Source organism: Halovivax limisalsi (genome assembly GCF_023093535.1).
GTDB classification, from domain to species: Archaea; Halobacteriota; Halobacteria; order Halobacteriales; family Natrialbaceae; genus Halovivax; species Halovivax limisalsi.
The window spans coordinates 3,626,842-3,643,636 of the sequence record NZ_CP095757.1 but is presented as its reverse complement, the minus strand read 5'-3'; the positions used below and the strand labels follow the sequence as shown (position 1 = coordinate 3,643,636).

The window sequence follows — 16,795 nt, the reverse complement described above, 5'->3', positions numbered from 1 at the left end:
ATCGTCACCTACTTTTTCCTGTACTCGCTAGATCGGCCGATGGAACCCCTCGACCGCCGCCAGCGGCTCATCGAGGCGCGCCTCGAGGACGTCTGCGGGGACCTCGAACCGGACGCGCTTCGGACGAGCGTCTCCGAGGCCGTCCTGTCGGGCGGCAAACGCGTCAGACCGATGGTGACGCTGCTGTCGTGCGAGACGGTCGGCGGGACGGCCGAGGGCGCGCTCGATTTCGGCGTGGGCATCGAACTCGTCCACACCGCGTCGTTGCTGGTCGACGATATCATCGATCGGTCGGCGGTTCGTCGCGGGGCCGAGAGCACCTGGTCGGCCCACGGTCACGGTCCCGCGATCGTGACGAGTGACGGCCTCCTCGGCGAGGCGTTCGCGCTGTTCTCGGACGAGCCGGCGGCGATGCGCGCGGTCAGCCGCGCGATGGTCGAACTCGGCGAGGGCGAGGCGACCGAACTGACCGCGATGCCGACCTCGGAGGCCGAGTACGTTGCGCTGGCCCGACGCAAGACGGGTGCGCTCTTTCGAGCGGCCGCGGAACTGGGCGCGATCGCCGCCGACGGCGACCGGGCGACGATCGACGCCCTCGGCGAGTACGCGGAGCGCGTCGGCGTCGCCTTCCAGATTCGGGACGACGTCCTCGACGCGGTCGCCGATCCGGCGACGCTCGGGAAACCGACCGGGATCGACGCCACGCTCGACCGACCGTCGCTGCTGCAGGTGACCGACCTCTCCCCGGACGAGGCGAACGAGCGGGCGCGGGCGCAGGCCGACAGCGCCGTCGCCGCGCTCGAATCGGTCGAGCCCGCCGACGCCGACGCCCGGTCGTACTTGCTCGACCTGGCCGAGTTCGTCGTCGAGCGCGAACGATAACGCGGCCGGGCGGCGGCCGGCGCGAAATTCGGGATAATTCTAGAGAGAAGCCGGAGAGATTCGGGTCGGATTCTGAAAATGATTTATCCGGATCTCGCTCGCCGAATCTGGTATGGTGCAATCACCATACGTCCGGATCGGAACGGTTGCATTGCTCGTCCTGACCGTATTCACCGCCCCGCTCGCCGCGACGGCGCTCGCCGGCGCCGTCACCGGCGACGGCGTGGTTCTCGCCCAGGACGACGACGGCATGGACGGCGACGATGGGATGGACGGAGACGGCGACGGGATGGACGGTGATGATGGGATGGACGGCGACGACGGGATGGACGGTGATGATGGGATGGATGGAGATGACGGGATGGACGGAGCCGATGGCATGGACGGCGACGACGGGATGGGTGGATCGGAGGATGGTTCGCTCGGCACCGTCGAACTGATCGGCCTCGGGCTGGTGCTCCTCGGCGGCGGCGGAGCGCTCGGGTACTTCGTCATCTCGGAGTGATGGGTCGAACGAACCGGGTGCGGGTACTCTTCGCCACGACCGCGGCGGTCGCCGGACTCGCGGCCGGCTACGCGGTCGCCGGCTGGACCGAGGGGTTCGTCGTGCTGGCCATCGACGCGCTGATCGTCGACTTGACGCCCGCCCGGGTCGTCAATTACATGATCGAGGCGGTCGGGGAATCCTCTCACGGCTTTCACCTCCTCGGCGCGGTCGCGGCCTCGGGAACGCTCTACGCGAGTGCGGCGGCGATCGGGCTCGTGATCGCCCGCGGATCGAGAAGCACGGCCCCTGGCGTCGGGATCGGGATCGCGCTGGTCGTGGGACCGACGCTGGTGCTCACCGGCGTCGTCCTGCCGTCGATCGCGAGCGGGCTCGCCGTCGGTGCGATCGTGACGGTCGGCGCGCTCGATCGCCCGGACGGCGGGTCGACGCCCGACGGGACGCGACGGTCCGTGGTCGGCGCGATGGCCGGAACGACCGCGGTTTCCGGCCTCTCGCTCCTCCTCGGAAGTCGCCGGACGCGCCGGTCCCGTCGGATCGACGAGTCGTTCGTCGACGACGGTCGGACGGCCGACCTGCTGGCCGCCGCGGACGAGACGGGCATCGAGTCGACGGCGGTCGCGCCGCCGGTGAGCTCGATCGACGCGTTCTACACCGTCGACATCACCACCGCGCCGCCGACCGTCGACGCAACCGACTGGCGACTCTCGATCCGCGGCGCGGTCGACCGGCCGCGAACGCTCTCGTTTGACGGGATTCGCGAGCGCGAGCGCGTCGACCGCTTCGTCGCGCTGCGCTGCATCGGCGAAGGGCTGAACGACGACAAGCTCGACACGGCGCTGTGGTCCGGCATCCCGCTCGACGCGCTCCTGGACGAGGTCGGCCCGTTCGGCGAGTACGTCGAGTTGCACGCCGCGGACGGCTACGTCGCGACGACCGAACTGGACGCCGTTCGCGACGGCCTCCTCGTCTACGGCATGAACGGCGAGATCCTTCCGCGCGAACACGGTCACCCGCTCAGGCTCGTCGCTCCCGGTACCTGGGGGAAGCTCAACACCAAGTGGCTCACCGACGTCGTCGTCCGCGAGGCCCCCTCGGAGGGCTACTGGGAGGAGCGCGGCTGGAACAGCGAGGCGCCGATCACGGCCGTCGCGAAGCTCTGGACGATCGATCGGCTCGACGACGGTCGGATCGAGGTCGGCGGCCACGCCTACGCGGGGACCCGCGGCGTCGACCGCGTCGAGGTGTCGACCGACGGCGGCGCGACCTGGACGGACGCCGACCTCGCCGACCCCCTGCCAGGGGAAGACGTGACCCGGCAGTGGCGGTACCGGTACGAGCCAGAGGGGACTCACGAGGTCGTGGTCCGGACGATCGACGGGAACGGCGACCGCCAGCCCGCGGAAGCGACCGACAGTTTCCCGAACGGACCGGCCGGCTGGGTCGAGCGGAGGGTCGAACCGTGACGCCGGGCGAGCCGCAGTATTTTTACCTGATACGGATAATTAAACGAAGGAACATGCATGGAACAGGCACTCTGGTACCTGTTCGTCGGCTCCAGGGGCGGGGCGAACCGGGCGAAGATCGTCACCGCGATCGACGAGTGCCCGCGAAACGCGAACCGGATCGCCGAGGCGATCGACGTCGACTACAACACGGTCAGGTACCACCTGGAGAAACTCGAAGAACACAACGTGATCGAGCGCGGCCAGGACGGCTACGGTGCGATGTACTTCCTGACCGACCAGTTCGACGCGCATCGCGAACAGTTCGACGAGATCCTCACTCACGTCGAGTAAGATGACGACGCTCACCATCGCCACCGGATTCGCCGCGCTGAGTGCGCTCTTGCTGCTCGTGCTGGCGAGCATCTGGATTCGAAATTACCGGACGTTCCGGACCCCGATGATCCTCGGCCTCGTCGTCTTCGCCGTCGTACTCCTGCTCGAAAACGCGACGGCCATCTACTTCTTTTTCTCCAGCATGAAGATGCTCTACGTGAACGACCCCGCGGTACTGACCTCGGTCGCGATCCTGCGGGGCCTGCAGTTTCTCGCCCTCTGCTTTCTCACCTGGGCGACGCTACAGTGACCCCGACCCGGTCGCGGGACGATCGTCGGAGCTGATCGGTCCCCGACTCAGCCGTCCGCGTCCGCCGGTTCCTCGTCGTCTCCGACGTCCGCGACGCCGACCGACGTGATTCGGTTGTCGTCGACGCCCTCGACGGTCAGCGCGATGCCGTCGACGGCGACGGTTGCGCCAGTCTCGGGGACCTCGCCCAGTTCGTCGAGAATCAACCCGCCCACGGTTTCGACGCGATCGGCGACGAGGTCGGTGTCGAGTCGATCGTTGAGCTCCGCGACGGTGAGGCTCGCGTCCACGACGTACGTCCCGTCGGCCCGGTCTCGGATCGCCGGCTCGTAGTGATCGAACTCGTCGCGAATGTCGCCGACGACCACCTCGACGACGTCCTCGACGGTGACGATCCCCTCGAAGGCGCCCCACTCGTCGACGACCGCGGCCATCTGTCGCCCTTCCTGCTGGAACTGCGCCAGCAAGTCGAGCACCGTCTTCGTCTCCGGGACCACCGGCAGTTCGCGGGCGAGCGATTCGGCCGTCACATCGGTTTCGCCGGCGTCGGTCGCTCGCACGACGTCCTTCGCGTCGACGAAGCCGACGATTCGGTCGTCGTCATCGCGATCGATCACGGGGTAGCGCGTGTGCTGGATCTCGACGATCTGTTCGCGCATCGTCTCCAGGTTCGCGTCGGCCTCGAGCGCCGTGACGTCGGGCTGGGGAATCATGATTTCGCGCGCGAGGACGGCGTCGAGGTCGAACACGCGCTGGACCATCTCGACGGCTTCGAGGTCGATATCGCCCTTCCGACCGGACTGGGCGAGCAGCGTGCGCAACTCCTCTTCGGTGTAGGTCTCCTCGCTCTCGGAGGCCGGCGGCACGCCGAAGAGGCGAGTGAAGCCGTTCGCGGCGCCGTTGAACACGACGATGCCGGGGTAGAGGACGACGTAGAAGAAGCGCATCGGCCAGGCGACCGCGAGCGCGATCCGCTCCGTCTTTGCGATCGCGAACGTCTTCGGCGCGAGTTCGCCGAAGACGACGTGCAGGAAGGTGATGATCGTAAAGCCGATCACGATCGCGAGCAGGTGGACGGTGCTCGCGGGGAGGACCGTCCCGAGGAGGGGTTCGATGAGGGCGGCGACGGCGGGTTCGCCGAGCCATCCGAGTCCCAGCGAAGCGAGCGTGATTCCGAGCTGGGTCACCGCCAGGTAGTCGTCGAGGTTCCCCATGGCCCGCTGGAGGGCGCGCGAGCCGGATCGTCCCTCTTCGACGAGCCGGTCGACGACCGTCGGTCGGATGCGGACGTAGGCGAACTCCGCCGCGACGAAGAAGCCGTTGAGCGCAACCAGCGCGAGGGCGGCGAGCAGACGGCCGAACGAGAGGGCGAGTTCTACCATCGCCGGCTCCTCCGTCCGATCGAGTCGGTCGACGCGGTCGAACTGCGTGCCTCTCCGCCCCTCGCACACCCGCCGTCGGTCCCGGCGCCGCGCCTCGCCTCGGGCGCGAGGCGGCCGAAACCGATCGCCCGTCGAGTCATGTGCGAAACGGTGGTTCCAGCCCCCTAATATGTTCTCATTGGGCGGTCCGGCGGCGCCCGAATTCGGACCGGCGCGCGGTTCTGGCGGCGCTTCGTGAACAGGTCCGGTATGCTGGTGTCATCGTTCGCGACGGCCCTCGTGGCCAGCCGGCGGCGTCACTCGCCGAGTTCGGTGGCCCCGCGCCCGGATTCGGTCGTCGCCCGCGACTCCGCGACCGCGAAGGTGAGCGTGCTGACGATGCCGAGCAGCGTTCCGCCGGTGATCGCCGTCGCGAGGTAGGTGAGCGAGCGGTCGCCGACGAAGAAGCCGGCGACGGCGTGGACGACCAGCGCGATCGAGATGACGTAGAACGGCGCGTTGAGGTAGCGCCACTTCAGCCGGCCGGCGATGTACTCGTCGGTGATCTGGCCCAGGCTGGTCGTCAATCCGGCCGCGGCGACCCAGTGAACGGATCCGTAGAGGAACGCGCTCGCCGCGAGCGGAAGGTCGAGTCCGCCGCCGGTCGCCTCGGCCGCCGCCACGGCGTCCCGGCCGGAGACGATGCCGATCGCCACGAGTGCGAGCGCGACCACGTACGCGATGAGCGTCGTCCGCCCGGCGTAGAGCGATCGCGCGAGTCGATCTGCCGCGCCGTCGAGGTAGGCGCCGAGGCCGAGGCCGCGCGAGATGAGGTAGAGGCCGAGCAGCGTCGAGATGGTCCCGAGGACCAGCCCCGGATAGTCGAGCAGCATCCCCAGCAACGCGAGCGGGTAGATGAGCAGGAGGATGCCGAGCGGGATCAGGATCGTCCCCCGGGTCTCGGGGTCCGCGAGAACCTGCTTGATGGTGTAGTACATCGACTCCAGGTTCTGGGCCTGACGGACGACGACCCGGCGAACGCCGTCGATCGGGACGCGGGCCCGGATCACCGGCAGGACCGACTCGTCCTGCGCCCCGTCGGTGACGATCAGCGAGGTGACGTCTTCGCTCGTCGAGAGGCTCGCCAGGACCGTATCGACCTCGTCGCCGATCTCGCGGCTCGCGCTGACCGATCCCTCCTCGTTGCCGGTCACGATCGCCACCTCGACGCTCTCGTCGCGGGCGGCGAGATCCTCGTACACGTGCAGGCCCTGAAAGATGACGTTCGCGTCCGAATCCTCCGGATCGGCCGTCGCGAGCGCCAGCGCGGCTGCTTCGACGGGATCGCGACCGATCACCGGGGTGTCGAAGCCGGTCTTGCGGCCGAGGTCGTCGTCGAGGTCGACGCACAGGACCAGCAGCATCGGGTGGCTGTACGGAAGCCGGCTATATCCGTCTTCGGGGACCGACGCGGATCGTCGGGTATCGGGTCGCGACCCGGTTCGACCCCTCGGGCCACGAACCGATTTTCAGTACCGCCCCGGAGGCTCCGCCTTCGCCGTGTCGACGTCGCGAAATTCGAACCGCGCCCCGCCCGACGCACTCTCGCCGGCCGTGACGGTCCACCCGTGGGCCTCGGCGATCTCGGCGACGATGGCAAGGCCGAATCCGGTCCCGTCCGACGCGGTCGTGTACCCGACTTCGAAGACGTCTTCGTCGGGGAGGCCCGGTCCGTCGTCCTCGACGTAGAGTCCCGCCTGGGTGTCGTCAGTCCCCGTATCGTCCTGCAACCGTCCGACACGGACGGTGACGTCCGCGCCGGCGTGCTCCACCGCGTTCCGAAACAGGTTCGTAAAGAGCTCGCGGACCCGGCGCGGGTCGGCTCGAACCGTCTCCTCGACGTGGCGATCGAGCGTCGCCGAGTCGGTATCGACGACGTCCCACGCCTCCCCGACGATCGCCGCGAGATCGACCGGTTCAGGATCCCCGACGGTCTGGCCCTGTCTCGCGAGCGACAGCAGGTCCGCGGTCAGTGCTTCCATGCGGTCGAGGGCCCACCCGATCTCCGAGACCGACTCGTGGTCGACGGCCTCGCGGAGTACGTCTGCGTGGCCCTGTGCGACGTTCAACGGGTTTCGAAGGTCGTGACTGATCAGACTCGCGAACTGGTCGAGGCGTTCGTTCTGTCGCTCGAGCTCGCGCTGGTACCGTCGCTGTTCGGTGACGTCGCGGAACGCGTGCACCGTCCCGTTGAATTCGCCGTCCTCGAGAGGGAGCAAGGCGTTGTACGATTCGAAGTGCCGGGTGTCGCCGTCCGGCCCGTGAAATCGAACGGTCGAGGAGATGATCTCGTCGGAACTCTCCGAGGAAAGCAGCGTCCCGACGTACTCCAGGTAGTCCGTGACTATATCGGGTCCGAAGTAGCCTCGTTCGACGAGCTCCCCGAACGGGGCGCCGATTATCTCCGCCGCCGGCTCCGCGAAGGCGCCGACGAACTCGTCGTTCGCCCAGGTGATCGTCCCCTCCGCACCGACCACGAACAGTCCCGTCGGGGCCGTCTCGACGATCGTCTCGTACCGCGCCAGTTCGCGGATGCGCCGGACTCGCTCGGAGACGTCTCTGACGACGCCGGCCGACCCGATCACGTCGCCATCCGCCTCGAACGGTGCGATCGTGGCCTCCCAGACGCGAGACTCCCCGTCAGCCGGGTCGAACGACAGTTCGATTCGGCCCCAGTCTTTCTCGTCGGCGTCGGCCACCGAGTTGATCAGTTCGCTGGCCCGGTCGAAGTTCGCTTCGCCGATAATCTTCGACGCGTGTACCCCGGGCAATTCCGCTCGCTCGTACGCCGTGTACTGTGCCAGCGCCTCGTTTGCGATCCGGAAGTGCCCGGACGCGTCGACGACGTACATCGGATCGCCGACCGCTTCGACGAGCGTCCGGTAGGGGCGTCGAAACGGGGTATCGCTCGATCCGTCGGTTTGCCGTTCCGAATCGATTCGTCCGCCCGTCGGCCCGCTCTCGGCGGCCACCGCGGTCGCCAACCGGTTGGCCGCGATCGTCGCGTCCCCCTGCAGGTCCGCCGGCCGCAGGATCGCAGCGGCACCCGCCGCGAGAGCGTCGCTCCCCGAAAGCCCTTCCCCGTCGTCGAGAACGGCTGCGACCGGGATGTCGGCCGACAGCAACCGGATGGTCTCGGCGGCGTCCTCGACTGACGGGCCGACGACGACGCAGTCGACGCCCAGAAGTGCGCTTTCGGTGTCCTCGACCGGCGGTTGCGCAGTCGTCATCTCGAGGGAACGACCGGCGCAGTCGGTCGTCGAAGCGAGTGGAGACGAACGCGCCCCGATCCACAGCACTCGGAGCCGGTCTGCCATTGGTATCTGTATCTCGGTTGGGAGGATGATAAGTTTGCAGGCCGCTCGACCGGTGACCGGCGCCGGTCCCTGCGGTGTCGCCCCCGTCAGTTCGCCAGCGCGGCCCGAACCCGTGTCGTTTTTGCCCGTCGGGCTGTAACCACGCTCACCGAATGATCTCGAAGGGCTGTGAGCAGTGCGCGAAAGGTGGGAAGATGGTGCTGTTCGTCTACGGCTACTGCGACCAGCGCGACTGCTTTTACTGCCCGCTCGGCGAGAATCGCAAGAACGTCACCGACGTCTACGCGAACGAACGCCTCGTCGAATCGGACGACGACGTTCTTGCGGAAGCCCGCCGGATGGACGCCCTGGGCACCTCGATCACGGGCGGCGAACCGCAGGAAGCCCTCGATCGAACCTGTCGCTACCTCTCGCTGTTGAAAGACGAGTTCGGCGAGGACCACCACACCCACCTCTACACGGGGATCACCGGCGGTCGCGAGAACATGCGCCGCCTTTCCGAGGCCGGCCTGGACGAGATCCGCTTTCACCCGCCGCTCGAACGGTGGGGCGACCTCCACGGCACCGAGTGGGAGGACATCCTCTACGTCGCTCGCGAGGAGGGACTGACGCCCGCGTTCGAGATCCCCGGCATCCGGCCGGAACCGGAGTTTCTGGACTTTCTGGACGAGGGCGCCGCCGACTTCTGTAACGTCAACGAGTTCGAGATGTCCGACGGGAACTATCGACGCATGCAGGAGGAGGGCTTCGAACTCAAGGAGGACCACATGAGCGCGGTCGAGACCGACCGCGAGGCGATCCTCGCGGAGATGGGCGACCACCCGAAGGTGTACTTCTGTACGTCCGTCTTCAAGGACGCCGCCCAGCACCGCCGCCGACTCAAACGGATGGCCCGCCAGATCCGCCGCGAGTTCGACGACGTCACCGACGACGGCACGCTCGTCTACGGCAAGACGCGCGCCAGCCCCGATCGCTTTGAGGCGCTCGGCGTCCCCTCGGAGTTCTACACGGTCAAATCCGATCACGTCGAGGTCGCCTGGTGGCTCCTCGAGGAGATGATCGACGAGGGCGACCTCGACGATGGCGAGATCGTCGAGCAGTATCCAACCTACGACGGCCAGGTCGTCGAGCGGACGCCGCTGGCGTGAGCAAAGTTGCTACACCGGGAGCGACCGAAGGGAGCGAGCGGCGTTTTTGGCCGAGATTTTTCGAGGAGGGTGAGCGTTAGCGAACCGGACGAGAACGGTGCACGTAGCAGGCGGTCGAGCGAACGCCGCTGGCGCGGGGTACGTTCGACGCCGCTGGTGGCCGGCTCGTCACTCCACCTGCGTCGGGTCGACTTCGGGGAGCGTGATGAGGTTCTCGCGGCCGATGCGGAGTTTCTCGATCTCGCCGTCCTCGTCCATCTGCGAGAGGAGTTGCGAAACCTTCGCGTTCGACCAGCCGGTCTCTTTGACGATCGCCGCCTGCTTCATCCGACCGCCGTTCTGTTCGAGCATGTGCGTGACGCGCTCCTCGTCGCTGAGTAACTCGGGATCGACGTCGGTTGCGGCGGCGGCCGGCTCGCTCGACTCGGGTTCGCGTCCGACCGGTTCGGAACTCGGGTTCGTCCCGGTCGACTCGCCCCCGTTCGACTCGGCGATCGCTCCGTCGTCGAACACCGATTCCAGCGGGTTCGACCGATCCTCGCGGGACAGCCAGTACCAGAGCCCGGCTGCGACGGCCGCGAGGAGAATGATGCCGCCCAGCAGGGTCAGCCACGGCAGACTCAAGCCCGCGGGACGTTCGATGAGGGAGATGTCGAAGGACTCGGCGTCGAGTTCTTGATACCCGTTCCAGGTGAGCGTATCGTTCTCGATGCCCTGCGGGGCCGTCACGAAGTCGTGATCCGGCGGGGCGCGGATCAGAAGCCGCTGGTTTTCGGCCACGGTGGCGTACCACGGCTCGCCGTCCGCGTCGAGGAACGCGCCCTGGAGGTTCAGATAGCCGTCGTCCGTCTCGGCGAAGTTTCGCCAGGTGAACGAGTACGTCAGCGTGCCGACCGTCGCGTTCTCCGGATAGCCCGCCGATTCGGCGTCGATCGCGTCGACGGCCTCGATCGGTCGAACGCGCGGATCCTCCCACGACCCGTCCTCGATCGGCATCTCTCGATCCGTCCCGGCCTCGGCGTGGACGCGGGCGTCCTCGAACGTCCCGCGATAGTCCGCGATCTCTCGCTGGCCGGTTTGGACCGACTCGACGAACGCCTCGAACCGTTCGATCTCGTCCTCGTCTTCGAGTACGTAGTGGTGGTCGATCGACCACGTCGCGTCGCCGTCGGCCGTCAGTTCTATTCGTACGTCCTGGGGACCAGTCTCGCCGGGGGCGTCGACCGCGGCTACCGTACCGAAACCGGCGGTACAGAGGAGGGAGGCGGCGAGAGCGATCAGGAGGGCCGATTGGACCCGCATTGATGTGTTTCGGTGTGTGCCGGGGTCAAAAAACCCTTTCCATACGAGGATTTTTGACGTGTTGTCTGTCGGAGGGACCTCGCTGAGACCGCGACGAGGGGCCAAGAAGTCGGTACGCGGCGGCACGGGACCAGCAGGAGGCGGGCGATCCACCATCGCGACCGACTCGTTCGGTCTATCGGTGTGCCGGATCGGACCACGCCGGTGCCGGCCTAGCGGCCTCGAACGTTCGGTTTTCGGGGCCGACCCGGTCGACCATCCCGGCCGAGACGCGCCGGATCGTGTCGCTGGTGTCTCGATGCCGACTGGTTTTTGTACCTGGGGTCGAAACCGAGCGTCCGAATGAGGTCCGCGCGCACCGTCGCGATCGCCGCCCTCCTCGTCGCCTCCCTCGCGACGATGGCGATCGTGGCAGCCGATCCCACCGCCGATCCGATCAGAACCGAGGCGCCCTCGTCCGGCGACCAGGCCGCCCTCCAGCAGCCGTCGGACGAGACGACGACCCGACTCGGACTCGACGAACCCGCCGAATCGACGTACACGACGCCCGGTCCCGATCTGGGAGCGACGATCGCCTCCCACGGCGACGCCGCTCGCAGCGAGTGGGTCCTCCACGAAGCCGAGTACGAGTGGGCCGTTCGTTCCGACGCCGAGCGGGAAGCACTGCTCGAGGACCTGCACGACCGGCTGCTCGAACGACAGGACGTCCTCCAGACGCGGGAGGAACGGGCCGTCAGCGCCGTCGCGAACGGCGAGGCGTCGGCCGCATATCTCCTCCGGACGATGGCTCGAAACGATCGCGAGGCGGCACGGCTGACGTCCCACTTCGAGCGCCTGTCGGATCTCGCGGACGATGTCGAAGGGACGACGATCACGGTTCGGACGCCGACCGATCTTCTCAGCCTGTACCAGGGTCCCGTCCGGTCGAACGTGTTCGATGCGATGTCGGGGGCCGAGCCGATGGATCCGACGGCAGTCAGAGCGAGTGAGGCCGGAGCCATCCTCGCCACGATCGATGGGGGGACGTTCAAACGCGAGGCCGTCAGGTTCGACAACCGCGACCTCTCGTTACCGTACGACTACGAACAGAGCGAAGCGAACGCCAGACTCGACGAGTTGTATCCGTGGGTAACCGGGGGTGACTCCGAGCAGCAAGGAACCTTCAGGAACACGCACCCAACCATCCAGCTTCACCGCTTCGTTACAATTCACAAACAGGGGCTACTCAACACCTATCTCGACGGCGGTACCGGCGAGATATTCAGGGAGAACCAGGAACTGACTCTGAGTTCGCTTCCGCAGGTCGAACGGGGAACCTGGGGGAACGGCGAGCTGAACGTCTCCGTGAACGCGTCGGCGGGCGGCGAACTACTCGTCCTGAACGTCACCGACGCCGTCACGGGTGTGCCGGTCGACGGGACGATCACGTCGGACGAGCAGGTGATCGCGGAACTCGACGACGGCCGGACCTGGCTCGTCGAACCCGCCGGGGAGTACGAACTGATCGTCGAAACCGACGCCGGCTCGATCACGCTCGACGAACTCGATTGAGGTCCCGCTCGACCGGTTCGGTTGGAAACAGGCCTTACGGACTCGACCGGGCCGCGATCGGCTGCTCGCACGACGGGACCAACGGCCGCTCTCGAACGACTGATGGCCCCCTCAGGAGCCACGGCGCACGCGACCGAGCGTTGAAGTACGAAGCCGGGGCGAGGGGTGTCCGTGCCTCCCACCGATCAGCGCTCGATCGCACCGATCGTCGGCGTGCTGTGTCTGCTCGCCCTCACGGTCTGTCTCGCCGGCGTCGCCGCGGTCACGATCACCTCGATCGACCCGGTCGAACCGGCGCCGAACGCCGCCCTCGACCTGACGGTCGACAGCGAGACTCACACGTTCGAGTTCGCCCATCACCACGGGGACCCCCTCGACGTGACCGCGATCGACGTCACCGTCACCGTCGAGGGAACGCCGCTCGCCGATCAACCGCCGGTCCCGTTTTTTCAGACGAACGGATTCGAGGGCGGGCCCACGGGTCCGTTCAACAGCCGGGCCGATCCGAGCTGGCACCCGGGCGAATCCGCCGGCTTTCGGGTCGCTGCGACCAACGAACCGCCGATCGACTCGGGCGACCGCGTCGTCGCGACGGTCGAGACGACGGACGGCCGGACGATCGCGACCCTGGAGACGACGGCGACGTGAGGGCGACTGGTGGATCGGGCTCGTCGACGGAGCGGCCGACTGGCGCGGGGGCTGCCGACATACACCGGAGGTACAGCCGACCTATTCGGGAGCCCGGCCGACCGTCGTGATGGCGACCTTCGGCTCGTAGGAGGGCCCCATGCGGACGTGTTCGACGTCCTCGAAGCCGGCGGCGGCGAACATGCGGTCGGCCTCCTCGACGTCGTAAAAGAGCATGATCGCGTTGGCGAGCTTCCGCAGTACAGTATTCTCCGGGTTGTTCGGCCCGACAACGAGCACCTGGCCGCCGGGGACGAGGACGCGCCGAAATTCCCGGAGCGTCCTGACCGGCTGGGGCCAGTACTCGATCGACCCGGACGACCAGACCACGTCGAAGGTGTTCGTCGCGAACGGGAGGCGTTCGGCGTCGCCGAGGTGAAAGGAGACCGGGCCGGTCTTGCCGAACTTCCGGTAGGCCTGTTCGAGCTGGTGCGGACTCTGATCGAGCGCGTGGACGTGATCGACGTGTTCGAGCAGGCCCGCCGTCCCGAACCCGGTCCCACAGCCGACGTCGAGGACCGTCGACCCGGGTTCGAGGTCGAGCAGGTCGAGCGCCTCGGCGCGCATCTCCTCGTTCCAGACGAAGGGGTTCACCCGATCGTAGACCCGCGAGAGGTACTTGTAGAAGAGTCGCGCCCGCCGCTTGTTCTCCAGGATACCCATCGTCCGGACACTGTCCGGCCCGCCCAATATGTCTGCTGATCGACGGTGGCGCGTCCGCGCCGACCGCGCGGGGAGTCTCGCCGCAGCGTCGTTGAAGCTACCAGCCGCCCGTCACGTGGCCGAGCGGGTTTCGCAACTACCTTATACGCCGCCGGTCCAGTTTCGCGTGATTCGACTATGCCGAGGCCAGAGGTTCTCGACCGGATACAGTCGGCGGAGACGGAGGCCGACGAGATCGTCGCCGAGGCGGAAGACGATCGGGACGAACGCATCGCCGAGGCCCGGGAGCGCGCCGAGGAGATCCGCACCGAGGCGGAACGCGAGGCGCGCGAACGCAAAGAAACGCGCCTCGAGGAGGCCCGGGCGGAGATCGACGCCGAGTGCGAGCGCATCCTCCGCGAGGGCGAGGCCGAACGCGAGGCGCTCGCCGACGGCGCCCGCGAACGGGTCGACGAGGTGGTCGACCACGTCGTAACCCTGTTCGAGGAGGACGTCGATGTTCAGGCCTGAGAAGATGGCGAAGGTGTCGGTGACGGGTTCGCGGGCAGTCATGCCCACCGTCATCGAGACCGTCCACGAACTGGGGCTCGTCCACCTCTCCGATTACGACGGCTCCTGGGCCGGCTTCGAGAACGGCGACCCGATCGAGGGCGCAAACGAAGCCTCGGAACATCTCGTCACCGTCCGCGCGCTCGAGAGCACGCTCGAGGTCGACCCGGACGAAGTCGACCCCCAGGCGACCCTGCCCGACGACTGGGTGGATCGCCTCGAAGCGCTCCGGGTCCGCGTCAACGATCTCGACGACCGACGGAGCGAGCGGCGAGAGCGACTCCGCCGGGTCGAGGATCGGATCGACCGCCTCGAGCCGTTCGCCGAACTCGGGATCGACCTCGAACTCCTCTCGGGCTACGAGAGCATCGACCTCGTCGTCGGCGAGGGCGACGTCCGCGAGATCGAAGCCGAGCTCGACGCCGCGGACGAGATCGACGCGTACGAGACCTTCGTCGGGGGCGACGTCGTCGCCATCGCCGCAGCGCCCGCGTCCAGCGGTCGGCCGCGCGCGGCCGACACGGAGGGCCTGATCGCCGACGCGCTGGTCAGCGTCGAGTTCTCGAGTTACGAGGTGCCCGAGGTCGACTCGACGCCGTCTGCGTACCTCGAGGAGCTGGAGGCCGAACGCGAGGAACTCGCGTCCGACGTGACCGAGATCGACGAGGAACTGGCCGAGATCGCCGCCGAGACGGGGCCGTTCCTGCGTCGCGTCGAGACGGAACTGACGACCGACGTCGAACGGGCCGAGGCGCCGCTTCGGTTCGCGACGACCGAGCGGGCGTTCGTCGCCGAGGGCTGGATCCCGGCCGAGCGCTACGACGCGTTCGAGGCCGGCCTTCGCGACACCGTCGGCGACCGCGTCGAGATCGAACAACTCGAAATCGCGGACTACAGCGACCACGGCCACGAGGAACACGAGACCGGCGAACCGGACGCGAAGGATCGCTCGGAGGCCGGCGACCGCGAACCGCAATCGCCGGAATCGGCCGCGGAGGACGACGCCGAACCGGTCAAAGCGACCGACGGCGGAACGACCGGATCGGCCGCAGCCGGATCCGCTGGCGCGGTGACGATGGACGAGGATCCGCCGGTCGTTCTCGACAACTTCTCGCCGGCGCGACCGTTCGAAATGCTGGTGAAGATGGTCGGCCAGCCAAAGTACAGCGAGCTCGACCCGACCTTCCTCGTCTTCCTGACCTACCCCATCGCATTCGGCTTTATGATCGGCGACATCGGCTACGGCCTGCTCTACATGGCGATGGGCTACGGCGTCTGGCGGGCGTTCGACTCGGACGCGGGCAAGGCCCTCGGGACGATCGGCATCTGGGCCGGAGCCTCGACGATGATCTTCGGCTATCTGTACGGCGAGGCGTTCGGGACCCACCTGTACAACTTCAGCGAGGCGTTCACGCAGCTGCCGCTCGAGGGCTCGCTCGCGAAGGGGCTGCTGATCACCGAGTGGGCCCGGTTCTGGATCGTCGTGGCCATCATCTTCGGCCTGGTCCACCTCAACCTGGGGCTCATCATGGGCTTTTTCAACGAGCTCGGCCACGGGCTGAAGGCGGCCGTCTACGAGAAACTCTCGTGGATCCTCGCGATGAACGGGCTGTTCGTCTGGATCTTCAGCAGGCATCTCGGCGGGCAAAAGCCCGATCTGCTCTTCGGCGAGGGGAGTCCGCTGTACGCCATGGAGGCGTTCTCCCTCGGCTTTACCGGCTTCTCCGAGACCGTCGGCATCATCGGTCTGGTTGCGATGTTCGGCGGACTCGTCATGGTCGGTATCGGCGAGGGGATCGCCGGCATCGCGGAGGCGCCGGCCTACATGTTCGGCCACGTCCTCTCGTACCTGCGGCTGACGGCCGTCCTCCTCGCGAAGGCGGGGATGGCGTTCGCGGTCAACCTGCTCGTCTGGGGTGCCTACGAGGACCACGGCTCGACGGTCTTCAACTACCCCACCTACGACGTCAGCGGCTACGAACAGACGTTCCCAGGGCTGATGCACATGGGCGACGGCGCGACCGCGGTGATCGCGGTCCTCGGCGGCGTGCTCGTGTTCGTTCTCGGGCACGTCCTCGTCCTCATGCTCGGCATCACCGCAGCCGGGATCCAGATGCTGCGCCTGGAGTACGTCGAGTTCTTCCAGAAGTTCTACGAGGGCGGCGGCGAGGAGTACGAGCCGTTCGGCCGCGACGGCGCTCCGGCGGCCGACTGAACCGTCGGTTTCGTTCGGCCGCGGGACCGATCGCGACGCGTGAAAATAGCGGTCGGTCCGCAGGCTAAATTCTGCCGAAAATCGGCGACCCAGCTTTTAGCGGTGTCGATTTCTTTCGAGGGATTTATGGGGTGTCCACCGTCAGGTACGACTGTTCACAGCCAACTGAACGTACGGACTTCAGCAAACCATGATCGAAAACCTACCCGACTTCGCAAGTACTGCCCTCACGACCGCTGCAGAGTCTAACACGTATGATGCGAACGCGGCGGCGGCGATCGCCGTCGGCCTCGCGGCGCTCGGCTCCGGCTACGCAGAGCGGGGGATCGGTGCCGCGGCAGTCGGCGCCATCGCCGAGGACCGCGACATGTTCGTCCCGGGCATCGTCATGACAGTGCTGCCGGAGACGCTCGTCATTTTCGCCATCGTCATCATCTTCTTGATGCCTTAACCGGCGGACTTCA

Annotated in this window: 16 protein-coding genes; 11 read left to right on the top strand and 5 right to left on the bottom strand. The window is 67.3% G+C overall.

The features are described 5' to 3' along the window. Positions 1–39: 39 nt before the first annotated feature. The 5 genes from MXA07_RS16930 (at position 40) to MXA07_RS16910 (ending at position 3,478) form a co-directional block, all read left to right on the top strand. Positions 40–882: a polyprenyl synthetase family protein gene (locus tag MXA07_RS16930; protein WP_247729774.1), complete on the top strand. Its 843-nt coding sequence runs from the start codon at positions 40–42 to the stop codon at positions 880–882. Positions 883–994: 112 nt separating this feature from the next. After that, a complete protein-coding gene (locus MXA07_RS16925) occupies positions 995–1,387 on the top strand; it encodes a hypothetical protein (protein WP_247729773.1) in 393 nt (130 codons plus the stop codon). Further along, entirely contained in the window at positions 1,387–2,853 is a 1,467-nt protein-coding gene (locus tag MXA07_RS16920; protein ID WP_247729772.1) for a molybdopterin-dependent oxidoreductase, read from the top strand. Before MXA07_RS16925 ends, MXA07_RS16920 begins: the two co-directional genes overlap by 1 nt. Before the next feature lie 57 nt (positions 2,854–2,910). Continuing rightward, entirely contained in the window at positions 2,911–3,186 is a 276-nt protein-coding gene (locus MXA07_RS16915; RefSeq protein ID WP_247729771.1) for a winged helix-turn-helix domain-containing protein, read from the top strand. A gap of 1 nt (position 3,187) precedes the next feature. Then, positions 3,188–3,478 carry a DUF8036 family membrane protein gene (locus MXA07_RS16910; RefSeq protein ID WP_247729770.1) on the top strand — a complete coding sequence of 97 codons (291 nt, stop codon included), beginning with the start codon at positions 3,188–3,190 and terminating at the stop codon, positions 3,476–3,478. A gap of 47 nt (positions 3,479–3,525) precedes the next feature. On the opposite strand, the gene MXA07_RS16905 is transcribed toward MXA07_RS16910, so the two are convergent. The 3 genes from MXA07_RS16905 to MXA07_RS16895 form a co-directional block, all read right to left on the bottom strand. After that, the gene (locus MXA07_RS16905) at positions 3,526–4,860 is read right to left on the bottom strand and encodes a hemolysin family protein (protein WP_247729769.1); all 1,335 of its coding nucleotides are present in this window, start codon (positions 4,858–4,860) and stop codon (positions 3,526–3,528) included. Between the two features lie 296 nt (positions 4,861–5,156). Further along, the gene (locus MXA07_RS16900; RefSeq protein ID WP_247729768.1) at positions 5,157–6,263 is read right to left on the bottom strand and encodes a DUF373 family protein; all 1,107 of its coding nucleotides are present in this window, start codon (positions 6,261–6,263) and stop codon (positions 5,157–5,159) included. Positions 6,264–6,368: 105 nt separating this feature from the next. Continuing rightward, entirely contained in the window at positions 6,369–8,129 is a 1,761-nt protein-coding gene (locus tag MXA07_RS16895) for a PAS domain-containing protein (RefSeq protein WP_247729767.1), read from the bottom strand. A gap of 239 nt (positions 8,130–8,368) precedes the next feature. On the opposite strand from MXA07_RS16895, the gene MXA07_RS16890 reads away from it, so the two are divergent. Then, on the top strand, positions 8,369–9,364 hold the full coding sequence (locus MXA07_RS16890) for a radical SAM protein (protein WP_247729766.1): 996 nt from the start codon (positions 8,369–8,371) through the stop codon (positions 9,362–9,364). Positions 9,365–9,532: 168 nt separating this feature from the next. Here the strand turns inward: MXA07_RS16890 and MXA07_RS16885 are convergent, their stop codons facing one another. Continuing rightward, positions 9,533–10,666: a helix-turn-helix transcriptional regulator gene (locus tag MXA07_RS16885; RefSeq protein ID WP_247729765.1), complete on the bottom strand. Its 1,134-nt coding sequence runs from the start codon at positions 10,664–10,666 to the stop codon at positions 9,533–9,535. Between the two features lie 342 nt (positions 10,667–11,008). Here MXA07_RS16885 and MXA07_RS16880 point away from each other — a divergent pair, with 342 nt between their 5' ends. Beyond that, complete coding sequence (locus MXA07_RS16880; protein WP_247729764.1) at positions 11,009–12,217, top strand: DUF7096 domain-containing protein; 1,209 nt, start codon at positions 11,009–11,011, stop codon at positions 12,215–12,217. Between the two features lie 171 nt (positions 12,218–12,388). Further along, positions 12,389–12,865, top strand: coding sequence for a type IV pilin N-terminal domain-containing protein (locus tag MXA07_RS16875; RefSeq protein WP_247729763.1), 477 nt, complete (start codon positions 12,389–12,391; stop codon positions 12,863–12,865). 81 nt (positions 12,866–12,946) lie between these two features. Here the strand turns inward: MXA07_RS16875 and MXA07_RS16870 are convergent, their stop codons facing one another. Then, entirely contained in the window at positions 12,947–13,567 is a 621-nt protein-coding gene (locus MXA07_RS16870; protein ID WP_247729762.1) for a methyltransferase domain-containing protein, read from the bottom strand. Positions 13,568–13,744: 177 nt separating this feature from the next. On the opposite strand from MXA07_RS16870, the gene ahaH reads away from it, so the two are divergent. From ahaH to MXA07_RS16855, 3 genes are all read left to right on the top strand, one after another. Beyond that, a complete protein-coding gene (gene ahaH, locus MXA07_RS16865; protein WP_247729761.1) occupies positions 13,745–14,077 on the top strand; it encodes an ATP synthase archaeal subunit H in 333 nt (110 codons plus the stop codon). Beyond that, the gene (locus MXA07_RS16860; RefSeq protein WP_247729760.1) at positions 14,064–16,331 is read left to right on the top strand and encodes a V-type ATP synthase subunit I; all 2,268 of its coding nucleotides are present in this window, start codon (positions 14,064–14,066) and stop codon (positions 16,329–16,331) included. The genes ahaH and MXA07_RS16860 overlap by 14 nt, the downstream gene beginning before the upstream one ends. A gap of 190 nt (positions 16,332–16,521) precedes the next feature. Beyond that, a complete protein-coding gene (locus tag MXA07_RS16855; RefSeq protein WP_247729759.1) occupies positions 16,522–16,782 on the top strand; it encodes a hypothetical protein in 261 nt (86 codons plus the stop codon). Positions 16,783–16,795: the final 13 nt, after the last annotated feature.

Excerpts from the sequence above, each read along its gene's own strand:
- MXA07_RS16930 (WP_247729774.1), top strand. The coding sequence starts at position 40 with ATGGAACCCCTCGACCGCCGCCAGCGGCTCATCGAGGCGCGCCTCGAG.
- MXA07_RS16925 (WP_247729773.1), top strand. The coding sequence starts at position 995 with ATGGTGCAATCACCATACGTCCGGATCGGAACGGTTGCATTGCTCGTC.
- MXA07_RS16920 (WP_247729772.1), top strand. The coding sequence starts at position 1,387 with ATGGGTCGAACGAACCGGGTGCGGGTACTCTTCGCCACGACCGCGGCG.
- MXA07_RS16915 (WP_247729771.1), top strand. The coding sequence starts at position 2,911 with ATGGAACAGGCACTCTGGTACCTGTTCGTCGGCTCCAGGGGCGGGGCG.
- MXA07_RS16910 (WP_247729770.1), top strand. The coding sequence starts at position 3,188 with ATGACGACGCTCACCATCGCCACCGGATTCGCCGCGCTGAGTGCGCTC.
- MXA07_RS16905 (WP_247729769.1), bottom strand. The coding sequence starts at position 4,860 with ATGGTAGAACTCGCCCTCTCGTTCGGCCGTCTGCTCGCCGCCCTCGCG.
- MXA07_RS16900 (WP_247729768.1), bottom strand. The coding sequence starts at position 6,263 with ATGCTGCTGGTCCTGTGCGTCGACCTCGACGACGACCTCGGCCGCAAG.
- MXA07_RS16895 (WP_247729767.1), bottom strand. The coding sequence starts at position 8,129 with ATGACGACTGCGCAACCGCCGGTCGAGGACACCGAAAGCGCACTTCTG.
- MXA07_RS16890 (WP_247729766.1), top strand. The coding sequence starts at position 8,369 with ATGATCTCGAAGGGCTGTGAGCAGTGCGCGAAAGGTGGGAAGATGGTG.
- MXA07_RS16885 (WP_247729765.1), bottom strand. The coding sequence starts at position 10,666 with ATGCGGGTCCAATCGGCCCTCCTGATCGCTCTCGCCGCCTCCCTCCTC.
- MXA07_RS16880 (WP_247729764.1), top strand. The coding sequence starts at position 11,009 with ATGAGGTCCGCGCGCACCGTCGCGATCGCCGCCCTCCTCGTCGCCTCC.
- MXA07_RS16870 (WP_247729762.1), bottom strand. The coding sequence starts at position 13,567 with ATGGGTATCCTGGAGAACAAGCGGCGGGCGCGACTCTTCTACAAGTAC.
- ahaH (WP_247729761.1), top strand. The coding sequence starts at position 13,745 with ATGCCGAGGCCAGAGGTTCTCGACCGGATACAGTCGGCGGAGACGGAG.
- MXA07_RS16860 (WP_247729760.1), top strand. The coding sequence starts at position 14,064 with ATGTTCAGGCCTGAGAAGATGGCGAAGGTGTCGGTGACGGGTTCGCGG.
- MXA07_RS16855 (WP_247729759.1), top strand. The coding sequence starts at position 16,522 with ATGATCGAAAACCTACCCGACTTCGCAAGTACTGCCCTCACGACCGCT.